The sequence below is a fragment of the Azospirillum brasilense genome (assembly GCF_005222205.1).
In the GTDB taxonomy this organism is placed as follows: domain Bacteria; phylum Pseudomonadota; class Alphaproteobacteria; order Azospirillales; family Azospirillaceae; genus Azospirillum; species Azospirillum brasilense_G.
This window is the reverse complement of the sequence record NZ_CP032345.1, coordinates 761,289-777,299: the sequence shown is the minus strand read 5'-3', so window position 1 is coordinate 777,299 and position 16,011 is coordinate 761,289. Positions and strand designations below refer to the sequence as shown.

Below are 16,011 nucleotides of genomic sequence, written 5' to 3'. Positions count from 1 at the left end.
AAGAGACTTGAACCCGCCGGAGGAGGGGCCATGTTGGCCCCTTCCGGCGGGAACTGCCCTTAACCGACAACGCGGCGCTGCCAGCGGGAGACGGTCATGAACGAGTTGATGAACATTTTCGGCCAGGTCCAGGGTCCCCAGAGCTTCGATCAGATCCGCATTCAGATCGCGAGCCCCGAGCGCATCCGGTCCTGGTCGTTCGGCGAGATCAAGAAGCCGGAAACCATCAACTATCGCACTTTCAAGCCTGAGCGCGACGGCCTGTTCTGCGCCCGCATCTTCGGCCCGATCAAGGACTACGAGTGCTTGTGCGGCAAGTACAAGCGCATGAAGTACCGCGGCATCATCTGCGAGAAGTGCGGCGTCGAGGTGACGCTGTCGAAGGTCCGGCGCGAGCGCATGGGCCACATCGAGCTGGCTTCGCCGGTCGCTCACATCTGGTTCCTGAAGTCCCTGCCGAGCCGCATCGGTCTGCTGCTCGACATGACGCTGAAGGATCTGGAGCGCATCCTCTACTTCGAGAACTACGTCGTCATCGAGCCGGGCCTGACCCCGCTGAAGCTCCACCAGCTTCTCAGCGAGGAGGAGTTCGTCTCCGCCCAGGACGAGTACGGCGAGGACGCCTTCACCGCCTCCATCGGTGCCGAGGCGCTGCGCATCATGCTGTCGGCGCTCGACATGGAGGAGGAGAAGAAGACCTGCCGCGAGGAGCTGCGGGACACCTCGTCCGAGGCCAAGCGCAAGAAGCTCGTGAAGCGTCTGAAGCTGATCGACGCTTTCCTGTCGTCGCAGTCGCGTCCGGAATGGATGATCCTGGAAGTCATTCCGGTGATCCCGCCGGAGCTGCGCCCGCTCGTCCCGCTGGACGGCGGCCGCTTCGCGACGTCCGACCTGAATGACCTGTACCGCCGCGTCATCAACCGCAACAACCGTCTGAAGCGGCTGATCGAGCTGAAGGCGCCGGACATCATCGTCCGCAACGAGAAGCGCATGCTGCAGGAGGCCGTCGACGCGCTGTTCGACAACGGCCGCCGTGGCCGCGTCATCACCGGCGCCAACAAGCGTCCGCTGAAGTCGCTGTCCGACATGCTCAAGGGCAAGCAGGGCCGCTTCCGTCAGAACCTCCTCGGCAAGCGCGTCGACTACTCGGGCCGTTCGGTCATCGTGGTCGGTCCGGAGCTGAAGCTGCACCAGTGCGGCCTGCCGAAGAAGATGGCGCTTGAGCTGTTCAAGCCCTTCATCTACGCCAAGCTGGAGCTGTACGGCCTCGCCTCGACCATCAAGGCCGCCAAGCGGATGGTCGAGAAGGAGCGTCCCGAGGTGTGGGACATCCTGGAGGAGGTCATCCGCGAGCATCCGGTGATGCTGAACCGCGCGCCGACGCTGCACCGCCTGGGCATCCAGGCCTTCGAGCCGACGCTGATCGAAGGCAAGGCGATCCAGCTCCACCCGCTGGTCTGCACCGCCTTCAACGCGGACTTCGACGGCGACCAGATGGCCGTGCACGTCCCGCTGAGCCTCGAGGCCCAGCTGGAAGCGCGCGTCCTGATGATGTCGACCAACAACATCCTGTCGCCCGCCAACGGCAAGCCGATCATCGTGCCGTCGCAGGACATCGTGCTGGGTCTCTACTACATCACGATGGACCGTCCGGGCGAGGTGGGCGAGGGCATGACCTTCGCCAACGTCGGCGAGATCGAGCAGGCGCTCGACGCCAAGGTCGTGACGCTGCACGCCAAGGTGAAGGCGCGCTACAAGGGCGTGGACGAGAACGGCGACGAGAAGATCTCCATCGTGGAGACGACTCCGGGCCGCATGCTGCTGTCCGAGATCCTGCCGCGCAACCCGGCGGTGCCCTTCGCGCTGATCAACCGCCTGCTGACCAAGAAGGATGTCGGCAACGTCATCGACGCCGTCTACCGCCATTGCGGTCAGAAGGAGACGGTGATCTTCGCCGACCGCCTGATGAAGCTCGGCTTCGGCCACGCCTGCCGTGCCGGCATCTCCTTCGGCAAGGATGACATGGTCATCCCCGAGGCAAAGAAGAAGCTGGTCAACGACAGCAAGGAGCGGGTGAAGGAGTTCGAGCAGCAGTATCTCGACGGCCTGATCACCCAGGGCGAGAAGTACAACAAGGTCGTCGACGTCTGGTCGGAATGCACCGAGAAGGTGGCGACGGAGATGATGAAGGTCATCTCCGACACCAAGCCGGGCAAGCCGGTCAACTCGGTCTACATGATGGCCCACTCCGGCGCGCGTGGCTCTGCCGCCCAGATCCGCCAGCTGGCGGGTATGCGCGGCCTGATGGCCAAGCCGTCGGGCGAGATCATCGAGACGCCGATCATCTCGAACTTCAAGGAAGGCCTGACCGTGCTGGAGTACTTCAACTCCACCCACGGCGCCCGCAAGGGTCTGGCCGACACCGCCTTGAAGACGGCGAACTCCGGTTACCTGACCCGTCGTCTCGTCGACGTGGCCCAGGACGCCATCATCGTCGAGACCGATTGCGGCACCGACAAGGGCATCACCGTCAAGGCGGTGATCGACGGCGGCGAGGTCATCTCCCCGCTGGGCGACCGCATCCTCGGCCGCACGGTGGTCGGCGATCTGATCGACCCGCTGAACGGCGAGCTGATCGTCCCGAACGCCGGCCTGATCGACGAGGCCACGGTGGACCGCATCGAGCGCTCGGGCATCGACAGCGTCATGATCCGCTCGGTCCTGACCTGCGAGACCAAGGACGGCGTCTGCGCCAAGTGCTACGGCCGCGATCTGGCCCGCGGCACGCTGGTGAACGTCGGCGAGGCAGTCGGCGTCATCGCCGCCCAGTCGATCGGCGAGCCGGGCACGCAGCTCACCATGCGCACGTTCCACATCGGCGGTGCGGCGCAGCGCGGTGCGGAGCAGAGCCAGGTGGAGGCGGCGTTCGATGCCACGGTGCGGATCAACAACCGCAACGTCGTCATCAACTCCTCCAACATCCCGGTGGTCATGGGCCGCAACACCGAGGTGATCCTGCTCGACGAGCAGGGCCGCGAGCGGGCGCGTCACCGCGTCCCGTACGGTGCGAAGCTGCTGGCCGACGAGGGCGTGAAGGTCGAGCGCGGCCAGAAGCTGGCCGAGTGGGACCCCTACACCCTGCCGATCATCACCGAGCGCGAGGGTACCGCCCACTACGTCGACCTCGTGGAAGGCATCTCCATGCGCGAGGTGATGGACGAGGCGACCGGCATCTCGTCGAAGGTCGTGGTGGACTGGCGACAGCAGCCGCGCGGTGCGGATCTGAAGCCGCGCATCACGCTGCGCGACGAGCGGGGCGAGATCATCACGCTCGCCAACGGTCTGGAGGCCCGCTACTTCATGTCCGTGGACGCCATTCTCTCGGTCGAGAACGGCGCCCACGTCCGGGCGGGCGACGTGCTGGCGCGTATCCCGCGCGAGTCGTCCAAGACCCGCGACATCACGGGCGGTCTGCCGCGCGTGGCCGAGCTGTTCGAGGCGCGCCGTCCGAAGGACTTCGCGATCATCTCGGACCTCGACGGCCGCGTGGAGTTCGGCAAGGACTACAAGACCAAGCGCCGCATCGTCGTCCGCAACGACGAGACGGGGGACGAGCGCGAGTATCTGATCCCGAAGGGCAAGCACATCTCCGTGCAGGAGGGTGACTATGTCCAGCGCGGCGACCTGCTGATGGACGGCAACCCGGTGCCGCACGACATCCTGTCGGTGATGGGCGTGGAGGCTCTGGCCAACTACCTCATCAACGAGATCCAGGACGTCTATCGACTGCAGGGCGTGAAGATCAACGACAAGCACATCGAGGTGATCGTTCGCCAGATGCTGCAGAAGGTCGAGATCACCGACGCCGGCGAGACCACCTTCCTGGTGGGCGAGCAGGTCGACCGTCAGGAGTTCGACGAGGAGAACGAGAAGACCGTCGCCGAGGGGCTGAAGCCGGCCGCCGGCCATCCGGTCCTGCAGGGCATCACCAAGGCGTCGCTGCAGACCCGGTCCTTCATCTCCGCCGCGTCGTTCCAGGAAACCACCCGCGTCCTCACCGAGGCGGCGGTGTCGGGCAAGACCGACAACCTGGAAGGCCTGAAGGAGAACGTCATCGTCGGCCGCCTGATCCCGGCCGGCACGGGCTCCGTCGTCAACCGCCTGAAGCAGATCGCCGCCGAGCGGGATCGCGCCCTGGCGGAAGGCGAGGGCGAGGAGGGCGAGGCTCCGGCCCTGCCGCATCCGGGCGAGAGCACCGCGGCCTGAGGCTACGGCGCAAAGCGTAAGGAAGGGGGCGCGTTCCGCAGGGGACGCGCCCCTTTCTCATTCCGGCACGCGGGGTTAGGATCGTCGCTTCCACGCATCGGAGCGTCCGACATGACCGAGAGAGCGCCCAGCTTCGGCCTGCTGCTGTTTCCCAACGTCACGCAGCTCGACCTCACCGGCCCCTATGAGGTGCTGGCCCGCGTGCCCGGCGCCCAGGTGCATCTGTTGTGGAAGACGCTCGATCCGGTGCGCTCCGACACCGGCCTGACCATCCTTCCCACCAACACCTTTGCCGAAGCGCCGCCGCTCGATCTTCTCCTGGTGCCGGGCGGTGGCGGGATCAACGCGCTGCTCACCGATGAAGAGGTCATGTCCTTCCTGGAGGAGCGGGCGTCGAGCACCCGCTATCTCTCCGGGATCTGCACCGGCTCCCTGGTGCTCGGTGCGGCCGGCTTGCTGGAAGGGAGACGGGCCGGCACGCATTGGGCCTCCCGCGAGTTCCTCGCGGCCTTCGGTGCGACCCAGGTGGCCGAGCGCGTGGTGGTGGACGGCACACTGTTCACCGGCGGTGGCGTGACCGCGGGAATCGACGTGGCGCTCCGCATCGTCGGCGAGATGTTCGGCGCGGACACCGCGAAGCGCGTCCAGCTCTCCATCGAGTACGATCCTCAGCCGCCCTTCGACGCCGGGTCGCCGGACGGGGCCGGGGAGGCGGTGACCGCCGATCTCCTCGCCCGGATGCGCCCGATGCTGGACGCGCGGGCCGCCGCGGTGGCGGCGGGTGCCGAGGCCTTGCGGCGCCGCCGCTCCGGGGGCGCCGGCTGACGCAAAAACGTCGTCGAAGCGCATGACGAACGGTCATCTGCGCGCTTGACGGGTCCCCGGCGGACCCATATAGTCCGCGAACTTCAAAAGGAGCCTCGGGAAGGTCTTTCGTCCATCCCGTCCGGCATCCGGCTGAACCCAAGCGACATAGCTGAACGACAGGTTCTTCGTGAACCGATCCGACGGCGATCGACCATTGGGCCCGCTCGAAGCCCCTCAGGCTTCGCAGGCGGGCTTTTGCATCGTCCGGTGTTGCCGGGCGACTTTCCAATCGGTCCGGCTCCGCCGGCCGATCGACCTGAAGGGATGAAGGGCAGATATGCCGACGATCAACCAGTTGATCCGTAAGCCGCGCGAGCCCTTGGCCGCGCGCAATAAGGTTCCCGCGATGGAGGCGTGCCCGCAGAAGCGTGGCGTCTGCACCCGCGTCTACACGACCACGCCGAAGAAGCCGAACTCGGCTCTGCGTAAGGTCGCCCGCGTTCGCCTGACGAACGGCTTCGAAGTGACCTCCTACATCCCCGGTGAAGGCCATAACCTCCAGGAACACTCGGTGGTTATGATCCGCGGCGGCCGTGTGAAGGATCTTCCCGGCGTTCGCTACCACATCATCCGCGGCACGCTCGATACCCAGGGCGTGAAGGACCGTAAGCAGCGTCGTTCGAAGTACGGCGCGAAGCGTCCGAAGTAAGGAGTATTCACGATGTCCCGTCGTCGTCGCGCCGAGAAGCGTGAGGTCCTGCCGGACGCCAAGTATGGCGACCGCGTCCTGACCAAGTTCATGAACTGCCTGATGCTGGACGGCAAGAAGTCGGCCGCCGAGCGCATCGTCTACGGCGCGCTCAGCCGCATCGAGGCCAAGACCAAGAACGAGCCGGTTCAGGTCTTCCATGACGCCCTGCTGAACGTGAAGCCGCACCTCGAAGTGCGCTCGCGTCGCGTCGGTGGCGCCACCTATCAGGTTCCGGTCGAGGTCCGCACGGACCGCGCCCAGGCCCTGGCCATCCGTTGGCTCATCGGCGCCGCCCGCGCCCGCTCGGAAAACACCATGACCGAGCGTCTGTCGGGTGAGCTGCTGGATGCCGCCAACCAGCGTGGCACCGCTGTGAAGAAGCGCGAAGACACCCATCGTATGGCGGAAGCCAACAAGGCCTTCTCGCACTACCGCTGGTAAGGCACCCACCGGCCCAGGTGCTTGTCATGCCCCGTTCCCATCCCCTGAACCGTTACCGCAACATCGGCATCATGGCTCACATTGATGCCGGTAAGACCACGACCACCGAGCGGATTTTGTACTACACTGGAAAGTCGTACAAAATCGGCGAGGTGCACGAGGGCACCGCGGTGATGGATTGGATGGAGCAGGAACAGGAACGGGGCATCACCATCACCTCCGCGGCCACGACCTGCTTCTGGCGCGACCACCGCATCAACATCATCGACACGCCGGGCCACGTCGACTTCACCATTGAAGTCGAACGCAGTCTCCGCGTGCTCGACGGCGCCGTTGCGGTGTTCGACGCCGTTGCCGGGGTGGAGCCTCAGTCCGAGACCGTGTGGCGGCAGGCCGACAAGTACGGCGTGCCCCGCATGTGTTTCGTCAACAAGCTGGATCGCACCGGCGCGGACTTCTTCCGTTGCGTCGACATGATGAGGGAACGGCTGGGCGCCTTCCCGCTCGTCCTCCAGCTTCCGATCGGGTCCGAGGCCGGTTTCGTCGGCGTCGTCGATCTGGTCGCCATGCGCGCCATCGTCTGGAAGGAAGAGACGCTGGGCGCCGAATTCTATTACACCGACATTCCGGACGCCCTGAAGGACGCGGCGGCGCGCCACCGACAGGCGCTGCTCGACGCTGTGCTGGAACTCGACGACGCGGCCATGGAGGCCTATCTCGAGTCCGGTCAGGAGCCGTCCGAAGACACGCTCAAGGCCTGCATCCGCAAGGGCACAATCGGCTTGCGCTTCGTGCCGGTCCTCTGTGGATCCGCCTTCAAGAACAAGGGCATCCAGCCGATGCTCGACGCCGTGGTGGACTATCTGCCGGCTCCCGTGGACGTCGGGGCGGTCAGAGGACATCGCGTCGGCAGCCCCGAGACGGACGAGCGCGCACCGGACGACGCCGCTCCCTTCTCCGCGCTCGCCTTCAAGATCATGAACGATCCCTTTGTCGGGTCGCTGACCTTCGTGCGTGTCTATTCGGGCACCGTCGCCTCCGGCACCGCCGTGCTGAATCCCGGCAAGGACGAGAAGGAGCGCATCGGCCGCATGCTGCTGATGCACGCCAACAGCCGGGAGGAGATCGACGAGGCCTACGCCGGCGACATCGTCGCCTTCACCGCGCTGAAGAGCACGACGACCGGCGACACGCTGTGCGATCCCGCCAAGCCCATCGTCCTGGAGCGGATGGAGTTTCCGGAACCGGTCATCGAGGTGGCCGTCGAGCCGAGATCCAAGGCCGACCAGGAAAAGATGAGCATGGCGCTGTCCCGCCTCGCCCAGGAGGACCCGTCCTTCCGCGTGACCGTCGACCATGAGAGCGGTCAGACGATCATCAAGGGCATGGGCGAACTGCATCTGGAGATCATCGTCGATCGCATGAAGCGGGAGTTCAAGGTGGATGCCGACGTCGGCGCGCCGCAGGTGGCGTACCGCGAGACCATCACCAGGACCGCCGAGATCGACTACACCCACAAGAAGCAGACCGGCGGCACCGGTCAGTTCGCCCGGGTCAGGCTGGTCTTCGAGCCGTTGCCCGCCGGCAGCGGCTTTGTCTTCCGGAACAAGGTCGTCGGCGGCGCCGTGCCCAAGGAGTTCATTCCAGGCGTGCAGAAGGGGCTTGAGGCCTCGCTGCACAACGGCGTGGTCGCGGGCTTCCCGGTGATCGACCTCGAGGTGGCGCTGGTCGACGGCGCCTTCCACGACGTCGACTCCTCGGTGCTGGCCTTCGAGATCGCCACCCGTGCCGCCTTCCGCGACGGCATGCAAAAGGCCGGCCCGATGCTTCTGGAGCCGATCATGAGGGTTGAGGTGGTGACGCCCGAAGACTACATGGGCGACATCATCGGGGACCTGAACAGCCGCCGGGGCCAGATCACTGCCATGGACCAGCGGGGCAACGCCCGCTCGATCCAGGCGATGGTGCCGCTGGCGTCGATGTTCGGTTATGTGAACACCCTGCGCTCGATGAGCCAGGGACGCGCGCAGTACACGATGCAGTTCGACCACCACGAGCCGGTGCCGCAGACGATTGCGGAGACCATCCGCGCCAGGATGGCCTGAAACCGCTGGAACGACAAAGAGACGGAGAGCACACACCATGGCGAAGGCAAAGTTCGAGCGGAACAAGCCGCACTGCAACATCGGCACGATCGGCCACGTCGACCACGGCAAGACGTCGCTGACGGCGGCGATCACGAAGGTGCTGGCCGAGAGCGGCGGCGCGACCTTCACCGCCTACGACCAGATCGACAAGGCGCCGGAAGAGAAGGCGCGCGGCATCACGATCTCGACCGCCCACGTCGAGTACGAGACGACCAACCGCCACTATGCCCACGTCGATTGCCCGGGCCACGCCGACTACGTGAAGAACATGATCACGGGCGCCGCGCAGATGGACGGCGCGATCCTGGTCGTGTCGGCCGCCGACGGCCCGATGCCGCAGACCCGCGAGCACATCCTGCTGGCCCGCCAGGTCGGCGTGCCGGCGCTGGTGGTGTTCATGAACAAGGTCGACATGGTCGACGATCCGGAGCTGCTCGAGCTGGTCGAGATGGAGGTGCGCGAGCTGCTGTCCTCCTACCAGTTCCCGGGCGACGACATTCCGATCGTCAAGGGCTCGGCGCTGTGCGCTCTGGAGGACCGTTCGCCGGAGATCGGCCGTGACGCGATCCTCAAGCTGATGGCCGAGGTCGACCAGTACATCCCGCAGCCGGAGCGTCCGAAGGACCGTCCGTTCCTGATGCCGATCGAGGACGTGTTCTCGATCTCGGGCCGCGGCACGGTGGTGACCGGCCGCGTCGAGCGCGGCATCGTCAAGGTCGGCGAGGAAGTCGAGATCGTCGGTCTGAAGACCACGGTCAAGACCACGGTGACCGGTGTGGAGATGTTCCGCAAGCTGCTCGACTCGGGTGAGGCTGGCGACAACATCGGCGCGCTGCTGCGCGGCACGAAGCGTGAGGACGTCGAGCGCGGCCAGGTTCTGGCCAAGCCGGGCAGCATCACGCCGCACACCACCTTCAAGGCCGAGGCCTACATCCTGACGAAGGAAGAGGGTGGCCGTCACACGCCGTTCTTCACCAACTACCGTCCGCAGTTCTACTTCCGCACGACCGACGTGACGGGCATGGTGAAGCTGCCGGAAGGCACCGAGATGGTGATGCCGGGCGACAACATCTCCATGGAAGTCGAGCTGATCGCTCCGATCGCCATGGACGAGGGCCTGCGCTTCGCCATCCGTGAGGGTGGCCGTACGGTCGGCGCCGGCGTCGTCGCCTCGATCATCAAGTAAGGTTGTCTTTTGCGAAGGGGGCCGGCCCGCGGGCCGGCCCCTTTTTGCATGGCCGATCCGCGATAATGCGGCGTGACGCGCCGAGCCGGGCCGATCCCGTCATCCTCCTGTCACAAGGGGGAAAATGTGGGTTGACACCGGGGCGCCTAGGGCATACACGTTACGCCCTCTGGAATTTGGGTTGGTAGTAGGCACGTCCGGCCTAGACGCAGCCCGATCACGAACGGCACCGCAAGCTCCACTTGCACCGGTTGCTGCCAGGAACATCCATCCGCATTGCGATGCGGGGGATGTTCTTTTTCGTATCGGCCGTCAGATCGGACAGACGAACCGCCGCCCACCGCTTCGGTGAGCCGGCGCAGGTTCGCCTGCCGCCGCGGGTCCCCGGGGGACAGATTTTGGGGTGCCGGTGGCGCAGTCGCGTCACCGAAACGAGGTGCAAGGGACGTTTGGACATGGACAGCCAGAACATCCGCATCCGCTTGAAGGCGTTCGATCATCGCGTGCTCGACCAGTCGACCAGCGAGATCGTCAACACCGCCAAGCGGACCGGTGCTCGGGTGCGGGGCCCGATCCCGCTGCCGACGCAGATCGAGAAGTTTACGGTGAACCGCTCGCCGCACGTCGACAAGAAGTCGCGCGAGCAGTTTGAAATCCGCACCCACAAGCGTCTGCTCGACATCGTCGATCCGACGCCGCAGACGGTGGACGCGCTGATGAAGCTCGACCTCGCTGCCGGTGTGGACGTCGAGATCAAGCTCTAATTCGTTGCTGTTGAGGGACCTCTCCCTCTGAGGATGTCCCTGGTCAGGAGATAAAGAACAATGCGATCCGGTTTGATCGCGCAGAAAGTCGGCATGACCCGCGTCTTCACGGACGACGGGCAGCACGTGCCGGTGACTGTGCTGAAAGTCGACAGCTGCCAGGTCGTCGCCGTTCGCACCGAGGACAAGGATGGCTACACCGCCGTCCAGCTCGGCGCAGGCGCCATCAAGGTGAAGAACGTCACGAAGCCGCAGCGCGGGCATTTCGCCAAGGCGCGCGTCGAGCCCAAGCGCAAGCTGGTCGAGTTCCGCGTCGATGCCGACGCGCTGATCGAGGTCGGCGCCGAGCTCTCGGCTGCGCATTTCGTCCCGGGCCAGTTCGTCGACGTCACCGGCACCTCCATCGGTAAGGGCTTCGCCGGTCCGATGAAGCGCTGGAACTTCGGTGGTCTGCGCGCGACGCACGGCGTGTCGGTGTCGCACCGCTCGCACGGTTCGACGGGTAACCGCCAGGACCCCGGCAAGGTCTTCAAGAACAAGAAGATGGCCGGTCATCTCGGCGACGAGAAGGTCACGGTTCTGAACCTGAAGGTCGTGTCGGTCGATGAGGACCGCGGTCTGATCTTCCTCAAGGGTGCCGTTCCGGGCGCCGAGGGGGCTTGGCTCCGCATCCGCGACGCGGTGAAGAAGAAGGCTCCGGAAGGTCTGCCGTTCCCCGCCGGGATCAAGGCTGCGCCGGCCGCTGAAGCCGCCGCCGAGCCGCAGGAGTGATGGCCATGAAGGCGACCATTAAGAACCTGAACAACGAGACCGTCGGCGAGATCGAGCTGGCCGACGAGGTCTTCGGCCTCCCGTCCCGCACGGACATCCTGGCCCGCATGGTCAACTGGCAGCTGGCCAAGCGCCGCGCCGGCACGCACAAGACCAAGACGATCAGCGAGATCTCCGGCACCGGCAAGAAGCCGTACCGCCAGAAGGGGACCGGCCGCGCCCGTCAGGGTTCCATGCGTTCCGCGCAGTTCCGCGGCGGCGCGACCATCTTCGGCCCGGTTGTCCGCTCGCACGAGCACGACCTGACCAAGAAGGTCCGCAAGCTGGCCCTGAAGACCGCGCTGTCCACCAAGGCCGCGGAAGGCAAGCTCCTGGTCCTCGACGCCGCTTCGGCCGAGACCCACAAGACCAAGGAACTGGCTGTCCGTCTCGCCTCGCTCGGCCTGACCTCGGCTCTGATCATCGATGGCGCCAACCTGAACGAGAACTTCGCTCGGGCCTCGCGCAACATCCCGCTGATCGACGTGCTGCCGGAGCAGGGCGCCAACGTCTACGACATTCTTCGCCGCGATACGCTGGTCCTGACCCGCAACGCGGTCGAGCAGCTGGAGGCTCGCCTGAAATGAGCAAGCAGTCGAAACCTGCGGTGAGCCAGGAGCGGATGTACGACCTCATCCTGGCTCCGGTGATCACCGAGAAGTCGACGATGGCGTCGGAGCACAATCAGGTGACGTTCCGCGTGCCGCTGTCGGCGTCCAAGCCGGAGATCAAGGCGGCGGTCGAGGGGCTGTTCAACGTGAAGGTGACGGCGGTCAACACCCTGGTTTCCAAGGGCAAGACCAAGCGCTTCCGCGGCACCATCGGCCGTCGCTCGGACTTCAAGAAGGCCGTCGTGACCCTCGCCGAGGGGAACAAGATCGACGTGACCACGGGCATCTGAGCGGGAGTGTGATCCGATGGCTCTGAAGCAATATCGCCCAATTACGCCGTCGCTCCGCCAGCTGGTCATCGTCGACCGCTCGGAGCTGTGGAAGGGCAAGCCGGTCAAGACCCTCACCGAGGGCCTGACCAAGTCCGGCGGCCGCAACAACACCGGCCGCATCACCGCGCGCCGGATGGGTGGCGGTCACAAGCGCGTCTACCGTCTGGTGGACTTCAAGCGTCGCAAGTTCGACGTCCCGGCGACGGTTGAGCGCCTGGAGTACGATCCGAACCGCACGGCCTTTATCGCCCTCATCAAGTATGAGGACGGCACCGTCTCGTACATCCTGGCGCCGCAGCGCCTGAAGGTGGGCGACACGGTCATCGCCGGCGAGAAGGTGGATGTGAAGCCCGGCAACGCCATGCCGCTGAAGAACATCCCGGTCGGCTCCGTGCTGCACAACGTCGAGCTGAAGCCCGGCAAGGGTGGTCAGCTGGCCCGTTCGGCCGGCACCTACCTGCAGCTGGTCGGCCGCGACGGCGGGTACGCCCAGCTGAAGCTGCCCTCGGGCGAGCTTCGCGTGGTCCGCGGCGACTGCATGGCCACCCTGGGTGCCGTGTCGAACCCGGACAACATGAACACCAACAAGGGCAAGGCCGGTCGCAGCCGTTGGCTGGGCATCCGTCCGTCCGTCCGTGGTGTCGCCATGAACCCGATCGACCACCCGCACGGTGGTGGTGAAGGCCGCACCTCGGGTGGCCGTCATCCGGTCACGCCGTGGGGCAAGCCGACCAAGGGCAAGAAGACTCGTCACAACAAGAAGACGGATGGCCTGATCCTGCGCCGCCGTCATTCGAAGTAAGGAGGGCGGACGATGGCACGCTCCGTTTGGAAGGGCCCGTTCGTCGACGGCTACCTGCTCAAGAAGGCGGACAAGTCGCGGGCCTCGGGCCGCAACGAGATCATCAAGATCTGGTCGCGCCGCTCGACGATCCTGCCGCAGTTCGTGGGTCTCACGTTCGGCGTGTACAATGGCCACAAGTTCCTGCCGGTTCTGGTGACCGAGAACATGATCGGCCACAAGTTCGGTGAGTTCGCTCCGACGCGCACCTTCTACGGGCACGCGGCGGACAAGAAGGCGAAGAGGAAGTAAGCCATGGGCAAGCCCTCCAACCCCAGCCGTATCGCGGAGAACGAGGCCATCGCCTCCAATCCGATGATCCGCACCAGCCCGCGCAAGCTGAACCTCGTCGCCCAGCTCATCCGGAACAAGGATGCCAGCAGCGCCGTGGCCGAGCTGACCTTCTCCAAGCGCCGCATCGCCGGCGAGGTGAAGAAGGTCCTCCAGGCCGCGATCGCCAACGCCGAGAACAACCATCAGCTCGATGTGGACCGCCTGTACGTCTCCTCGGCGACGGTCGGCCGCGCCCTGGTGATGAAGCGCTTCCACGCCCGCGCCCGTGGGCGCGGCGCGCGGGTCGAGAAGCTGTTCTCCAACCTGACGATCATCGTGCGTGAGCGCGACGCCGCCGCTGCCGAAGGGGCCGAGTAAGATGGGTCAGAAAGTCAATCCGATCGGGCTGCGCCTCGGCATCAACCGGACCTGGGACAGCCGTTGGTTCGCCAAGCGCGACTACGCCAACCTGCTGCACCAGGACCTGAAGCTGCGCGGCTATCTGCAGGGTCGCCTGCAGCAGGCCGGCTGCTCGCGCGTCGTCATCGAGCGTCCGGCCAAGAAGGCCCGCGTCACCATCCACTCGGCCCGTCCGGGTGTGGTGATCGGCAAGAAGGGCGCGGACATCGAGAAGCTGCGTTCCGAGCTGTCGAAGATGGCCGGCGGCGAGGTGAGCCTGAACATCATCGAGATCCGCAAGCCGGAGATCGATGCCAAGCTCATCGCCGAGAACATCGCCAGCCAGCTCGAGCGTCGCGTGGCCTTCCGCCGCGCCATGAAGCGCGCCGTGCAGTCGGCCATGCGTCTGGGCGCCCAGGGCATCCGGATCAACTGCTCCGGTCGTCTCGGCGGCGCCGAGATCGCCCGTCTGGAGTGGTACCGCGAGGGCCGCGTTCCGCTGCACACCCTGCGTGCGGACATCGACTACGGCACCGCGACCGCGAAGACCACCTACGGCACCTGCGGTGTCAAGGTTTGGGTCTTCAAGGGCGAGATCATGGCGCACGACCCGATGGCGCAGGACAAGCGCATGGGCACCGAGCCGGTGTCGACCGATGGCGAGCCGCGGCGTGAGCGTCGCGAGCGTGGTGACCGTGAGGAGCGTGGGGGCCGTGGTCGCGGCGACCGTGACCGCTCCGAGCGGGCTGACCGCTAGTAAGGGGCACGAGCGATGCTTTCTCCGAAGCGTACCAAGTACCGCAAGGCCCACAAGGGCCGCATCCACGGCAACGCGAAGGGCGGCACCCAGCTGAACTTCGGCTCCTTCGGCCTCAAGGCCCTGGAGCCGGAGCGCATCACGGCCCGTCAGATCGAGGCGGCCCGCCGCGCGATCACCCGTGCCATGAAGCGTCAGGGCCGCGTGTGGATCCGCGTGTTCCCGGACCTGCCGGTCTCCACCAAGCCCGCCGAAGTCCGCATGGGTTCCGGTAAGGGCACGCCCGAGTACTGGGCGGCCCGCGTTCATCCCGGCCGCATCCTGTTTGAGCTGGACGGCGTGCCCGCGGATGTGGCAAAGCAGGCGTTCGCCCTGGCGGCCGCCAAGCTGCCGATCAAGACCAAGCTGGTGACCCGCCTCGGCGGCGGTGAGGAGGTGGCGGCATGAAGCCCGTCGACGTTCGTGCGAAGAGCACCGAGGAGCTGAACGATCAGCTCCTCCAGCTCAAGAAGGAACAGTTCAACCTGCGTTTCCAGCGGGCCTCCGGCCAGCTGGAGAACACCGCGCGGGTGCAGGTGGTGCGTCGCGACATCGCGCGCATCAAGACGATCCTCGGCGAGCGTTCGCGCTCGGCCGAAGCCGGCAAGTAAGGAGGGCTACCTATGCCTCGCCGCGTTCTGCAGGGCACGGTGGTCAGCGACAAGGGCGACAAGACGGTTATCGTCCTGGTCGAGCGCCGCGTCATGCACCCCGTGTACAAGAAGTTCATTCGTCAGTCGAAGAAGTACGCCGCCCACGACGAGGGCAACCAGTTCAAGGTCGGCGATACCGTTTCGATCATCGAATGCCGCCCGATCTCCAAGCGCAAGCGCTGGACGGTCGTGCTTGAGTCCGCCGCCGTTAGCGGCGCCGCGTAAACGGAAGGGTACAAACCATGATCCAGATGCAAACCAACCTGGAAGTCGCCGACAATAGCGGGGCGCGCCGGGTGCAGTGCATCAAGGTGCTTGGCGGGTCCAAGCGGAAGGTGGCCACCGTCGGCGACGTCATCGTCGTCTCGGTCAAGGAGGCCATTCCGAAGGGTCGCGTCAAGAAGGGCGACGTGCATCGCGCCGTCATCGTCCGCACCGCGAAGGAACTGCGCCGGGAGGACGGGTCCGCGATCCGTTTCGACCGCAATGCCGCCGTGCTGATCAACAAGCAGGGCGAGCCGATCGGCACGCGTATCTTCGGGCCGGTCACTCGTGAGCTTCGCGGCAAGAAGTTCATGAAGATCATCTCGCTGGCGCCGGAGGTGCTGTGATGGCCGCGAAGATCAAGACCAAGGACAAGGTCGTCATCCTTGCCGGTAAGGACAAGGGCAAGACCGGTGAGGTCCTCAAGGTCATCCCGGCGGAAAACCGTGTCGTCGTGCAGGGCGTGAACGTGGTGAAGAAGCACCAGCGTCCGAGCGCCACCTCGCAGGGCGGCATCGTTGAGTTCGAGGCGCCGATCAACGTCTCGAACGTTGCTCATGTCGACCCCAAGGACGGCAAGCCGACCCGCGTCGGTTTCAAGATCCTTGAGGATGGCCGCAAGGTGCGTGTCGCCAAGCGGTCCGGCGAAGTCATCGACGTGTGAGGACCG

At 65.6% G+C, this 16,011-nt stretch carries 19 protein-coding genes; all 19 read left to right on the top strand.

The genetic code is table 11. The features are described from left to right. Positions 1 to 96: 96 nt before the first annotated feature. The 19 genes from rpoC to rplX all read left to right on the top strand — a co-directional run bounded on the left by rpoC (position 97) and on the right by rplX (position 16,005). Complete coding sequence (rpoC, locus tag D3869_RS03915) at positions 97 to 4,266, top strand: DNA-directed RNA polymerase subunit beta' (RefSeq protein WP_094306327.1); 4,170 nt, start codon at positions 97 to 99, stop codon at positions 4,264 to 4,266. A 111-nt stretch (positions 4,267 to 4,377) separates the two neighbouring features. After that, positions 4,378 to 5,091, top strand: coding sequence for a DJ-1/PfpI family protein (locus D3869_RS03910; RefSeq protein ID WP_137139010.1), 714 nt, complete (start codon positions 4,378 to 4,380; stop codon positions 5,089 to 5,091). 319 nt (positions 5,092 to 5,410) lie between these two features. Beyond that, on the top strand, positions 5,411 to 5,782 hold the full coding sequence (gene rpsL / locus D3869_RS03905) for a 30S ribosomal protein S12 (protein WP_012973201.1): 372 nt from the start codon (positions 5,411 to 5,413) through the stop codon (positions 5,780 to 5,782). A gap of 12 nt (positions 5,783 to 5,794) precedes the next feature. Next, complete coding sequence (rpsG, locus tag D3869_RS03900; RefSeq protein ID WP_014241043.1) at positions 5,795 to 6,265, top strand: 30S ribosomal protein S7; 471 nt, start codon at positions 5,795 to 5,797, stop codon at positions 6,263 to 6,265. 26 nt (positions 6,266 to 6,291) lie between these two features. After that, a complete protein-coding gene (gene fusA, locus D3869_RS03895; protein ID WP_137139009.1) occupies positions 6,292 to 8,370 on the top strand; it encodes an elongation factor G in 2,079 nt (692 codons plus the stop codon). A 37-nt stretch (positions 8,371 to 8,407) separates the two neighbouring features. After that, the gene (gene tuf, locus D3869_RS03890) at positions 8,408 to 9,598 is read left to right on the top strand and encodes an elongation factor Tu (protein ID WP_014241041.1); all 1,191 of its coding nucleotides are present in this window, start codon (positions 8,408 to 8,410) and stop codon (positions 9,596 to 9,598) included. Positions 9,599 to 10,053: 455 nt separating this feature from the next. Further along, positions 10,054 to 10,362, top strand: coding sequence for a 30S ribosomal protein S10 (gene rpsJ / locus D3869_RS03885; RefSeq protein ID WP_014241039.1), 309 nt, complete (start codon positions 10,054 to 10,056; stop codon positions 10,360 to 10,362). Between the two features lie 60 nt (positions 10,363 to 10,422). Beyond that, entirely contained in the window at positions 10,423 to 11,133 is a 711-nt protein-coding gene (gene rplC, locus D3869_RS03880) for a 50S ribosomal protein L3 (protein ID WP_109070630.1), read from the top strand. A 5-nt stretch (positions 11,134 to 11,138) separates the two neighbouring features. Next, complete coding sequence (rplD, locus tag D3869_RS03875; protein WP_137139008.1) at positions 11,139 to 11,759, top strand: 50S ribosomal protein L4; 621 nt, start codon at positions 11,139 to 11,141, stop codon at positions 11,757 to 11,759. After that, positions 11,756 to 12,073, top strand: a complete 318-nt coding sequence (locus D3869_RS03870) for a 50S ribosomal protein L23 (protein WP_114857561.1) — start codon at positions 11,756 to 11,758, stop codon at positions 12,071 to 12,073. The genes rplD and D3869_RS03870 overlap by 4 nt, the downstream gene beginning before the upstream one ends. Before the next feature lie 16 nt (positions 12,074 to 12,089). Beyond that, complete coding sequence (gene rplB, locus D3869_RS03865) at positions 12,090 to 12,917, top strand: 50S ribosomal protein L2 (RefSeq protein ID WP_137139007.1); 828 nt, start codon at positions 12,090 to 12,092, stop codon at positions 12,915 to 12,917. Between the two features lie 12 nt (positions 12,918 to 12,929). Next, positions 12,930 to 13,208 carry a 30S ribosomal protein S19 gene (rpsS, locus tag D3869_RS03860; protein ID WP_014241034.1) on the top strand — a complete coding sequence of 93 codons (279 nt, stop codon included), beginning with the start codon at positions 12,930 to 12,932 and terminating at the stop codon, positions 13,206 to 13,208. Positions 13,209 to 13,211: 3 nt separating this feature from the next. Next, entirely contained in the window at positions 13,212 to 13,607 is a 396-nt protein-coding gene (gene rplV, locus D3869_RS03855) for a 50S ribosomal protein L22 (protein ID WP_014241033.1), read from the top strand. A 1-nt stretch (position 13,608) separates the two neighbouring features. Then, entirely contained in the window at positions 13,609 to 14,385 is a 777-nt protein-coding gene (rpsC, locus tag D3869_RS03850) for a 30S ribosomal protein S3 (protein WP_094303027.1), read from the top strand. Between the two features lie 15 nt (positions 14,386 to 14,400). Beyond that, positions 14,401 to 14,832 carry a 50S ribosomal protein L16 gene (gene rplP, locus D3869_RS03845; protein ID WP_014241031.1) on the top strand — a complete coding sequence of 144 codons (432 nt, stop codon included), beginning with the start codon at positions 14,401 to 14,403 and terminating at the stop codon, positions 14,830 to 14,832. Next, positions 14,829 to 15,035, top strand: coding sequence for a 50S ribosomal protein L29 (gene rpmC, locus D3869_RS03840; protein ID WP_137139006.1), 207 nt, complete (start codon positions 14,829 to 14,831; stop codon positions 15,033 to 15,035). The genes rplP and rpmC overlap by 4 nt, the downstream gene beginning before the upstream one ends. A gap of 12 nt (positions 15,036 to 15,047) precedes the next feature. Then, a complete protein-coding gene (gene rpsQ, locus D3869_RS03835) occupies positions 15,048 to 15,302 on the top strand; it encodes a 30S ribosomal protein S17 (RefSeq protein WP_014241029.1) in 255 nt (84 codons plus the stop codon). Between the two features lie 17 nt (positions 15,303 to 15,319). Next, entirely contained in the window at positions 15,320 to 15,688 is a 369-nt protein-coding gene (gene rplN, locus D3869_RS03830; RefSeq protein ID WP_012973215.1) for a 50S ribosomal protein L14, read from the top strand. Next, positions 15,685 to 16,005, top strand: a complete 321-nt coding sequence (rplX, locus tag D3869_RS03825; RefSeq protein WP_109070628.1) for a 50S ribosomal protein L24 — start codon at positions 15,685 to 15,687, stop codon at positions 16,003 to 16,005. The genes rplN and rplX overlap by 4 nt, the downstream gene beginning before the upstream one ends. The last annotated feature ends 6 nt before the right edge of the window (positions 16,006 to 16,011 follow it).

What these genes read in the sequence shown, in the direction of transcription:
- rpsG (WP_014241043.1), top strand. Translation starts at nt 5,795, where the DNA reads ATGTCCCGTCGTCGTCGCGCCGAGAAGCGTGAGGTCCTGCCGGACGCC.
- rplV (WP_014241033.1), top strand. Translation starts at nt 13,212, where the DNA reads ATGGGCAAGCCCTCCAACCCCAGCCGTATCGCGGAGAACGAGGCCATC.
- rpsJ (WP_014241039.1), top strand. Translation starts at nt 10,054, where the DNA reads ATGGACAGCCAGAACATCCGCATCCGCTTGAAGGCGTTCGATCATCGC.
- fusA (WP_137139009.1), top strand. Translation starts at nt 6,292, where the DNA reads ATGCCCCGTTCCCATCCCCTGAACCGTTACCGCAACATCGGCATCATG.
- rpmC (WP_137139006.1), top strand. Translation starts at nt 14,829, where the DNA reads ATGAAGCCCGTCGACGTTCGTGCGAAGAGCACCGAGGAGCTGAACGAT.
- rplD (WP_137139008.1), top strand. Translation starts at nt 11,139, where the DNA reads ATGAAGGCGACCATTAAGAACCTGAACAACGAGACCGTCGGCGAGATC.
- rplN (WP_012973215.1), top strand. Translation starts at nt 15,320, where the DNA reads ATGATCCAGATGCAAACCAACCTGGAAGTCGCCGACAATAGCGGGGCG.
- rpsQ (WP_014241029.1), top strand. Translation starts at nt 15,048, where the DNA reads ATGCCTCGCCGCGTTCTGCAGGGCACGGTGGTCAGCGACAAGGGCGAC.
- rpsS (WP_014241034.1), top strand. Translation starts at nt 12,930, where the DNA reads ATGGCACGCTCCGTTTGGAAGGGCCCGTTCGTCGACGGCTACCTGCTC.
- rplP (WP_014241031.1), top strand. Translation starts at nt 14,401, where the DNA reads ATGCTTTCTCCGAAGCGTACCAAGTACCGCAAGGCCCACAAGGGCCGC.
- D3869_RS03910 (WP_137139010.1), top strand. Translation starts at nt 4,378, where the DNA reads ATGACCGAGAGAGCGCCCAGCTTCGGCCTGCTGCTGTTTCCCAACGTC.
- rpoC (WP_094306327.1), top strand. Translation starts at nt 97, where the DNA reads ATGAACGAGTTGATGAACATTTTCGGCCAGGTCCAGGGTCCCCAGAGC.
- rplB (WP_137139007.1), top strand. Translation starts at nt 12,090, where the DNA reads ATGGCTCTGAAGCAATATCGCCCAATTACGCCGTCGCTCCGCCAGCTG.
- rpsL (WP_012973201.1), top strand. Translation starts at nt 5,411, where the DNA reads ATGCCGACGATCAACCAGTTGATCCGTAAGCCGCGCGAGCCCTTGGCC.
- rplC (WP_109070630.1), top strand. Translation starts at nt 10,423, where the DNA reads ATGCGATCCGGTTTGATCGCGCAGAAAGTCGGCATGACCCGCGTCTTC.
- tuf (WP_014241041.1), top strand. Translation starts at nt 8,408, where the DNA reads ATGGCGAAGGCAAAGTTCGAGCGGAACAAGCCGCACTGCAACATCGGC.
- rpsC (WP_094303027.1), top strand. Translation starts at nt 13,609, where the DNA reads ATGGGTCAGAAAGTCAATCCGATCGGGCTGCGCCTCGGCATCAACCGG.
- D3869_RS03870 (WP_114857561.1), top strand. Translation starts at nt 11,756, where the DNA reads ATGAGCAAGCAGTCGAAACCTGCGGTGAGCCAGGAGCGGATGTACGAC.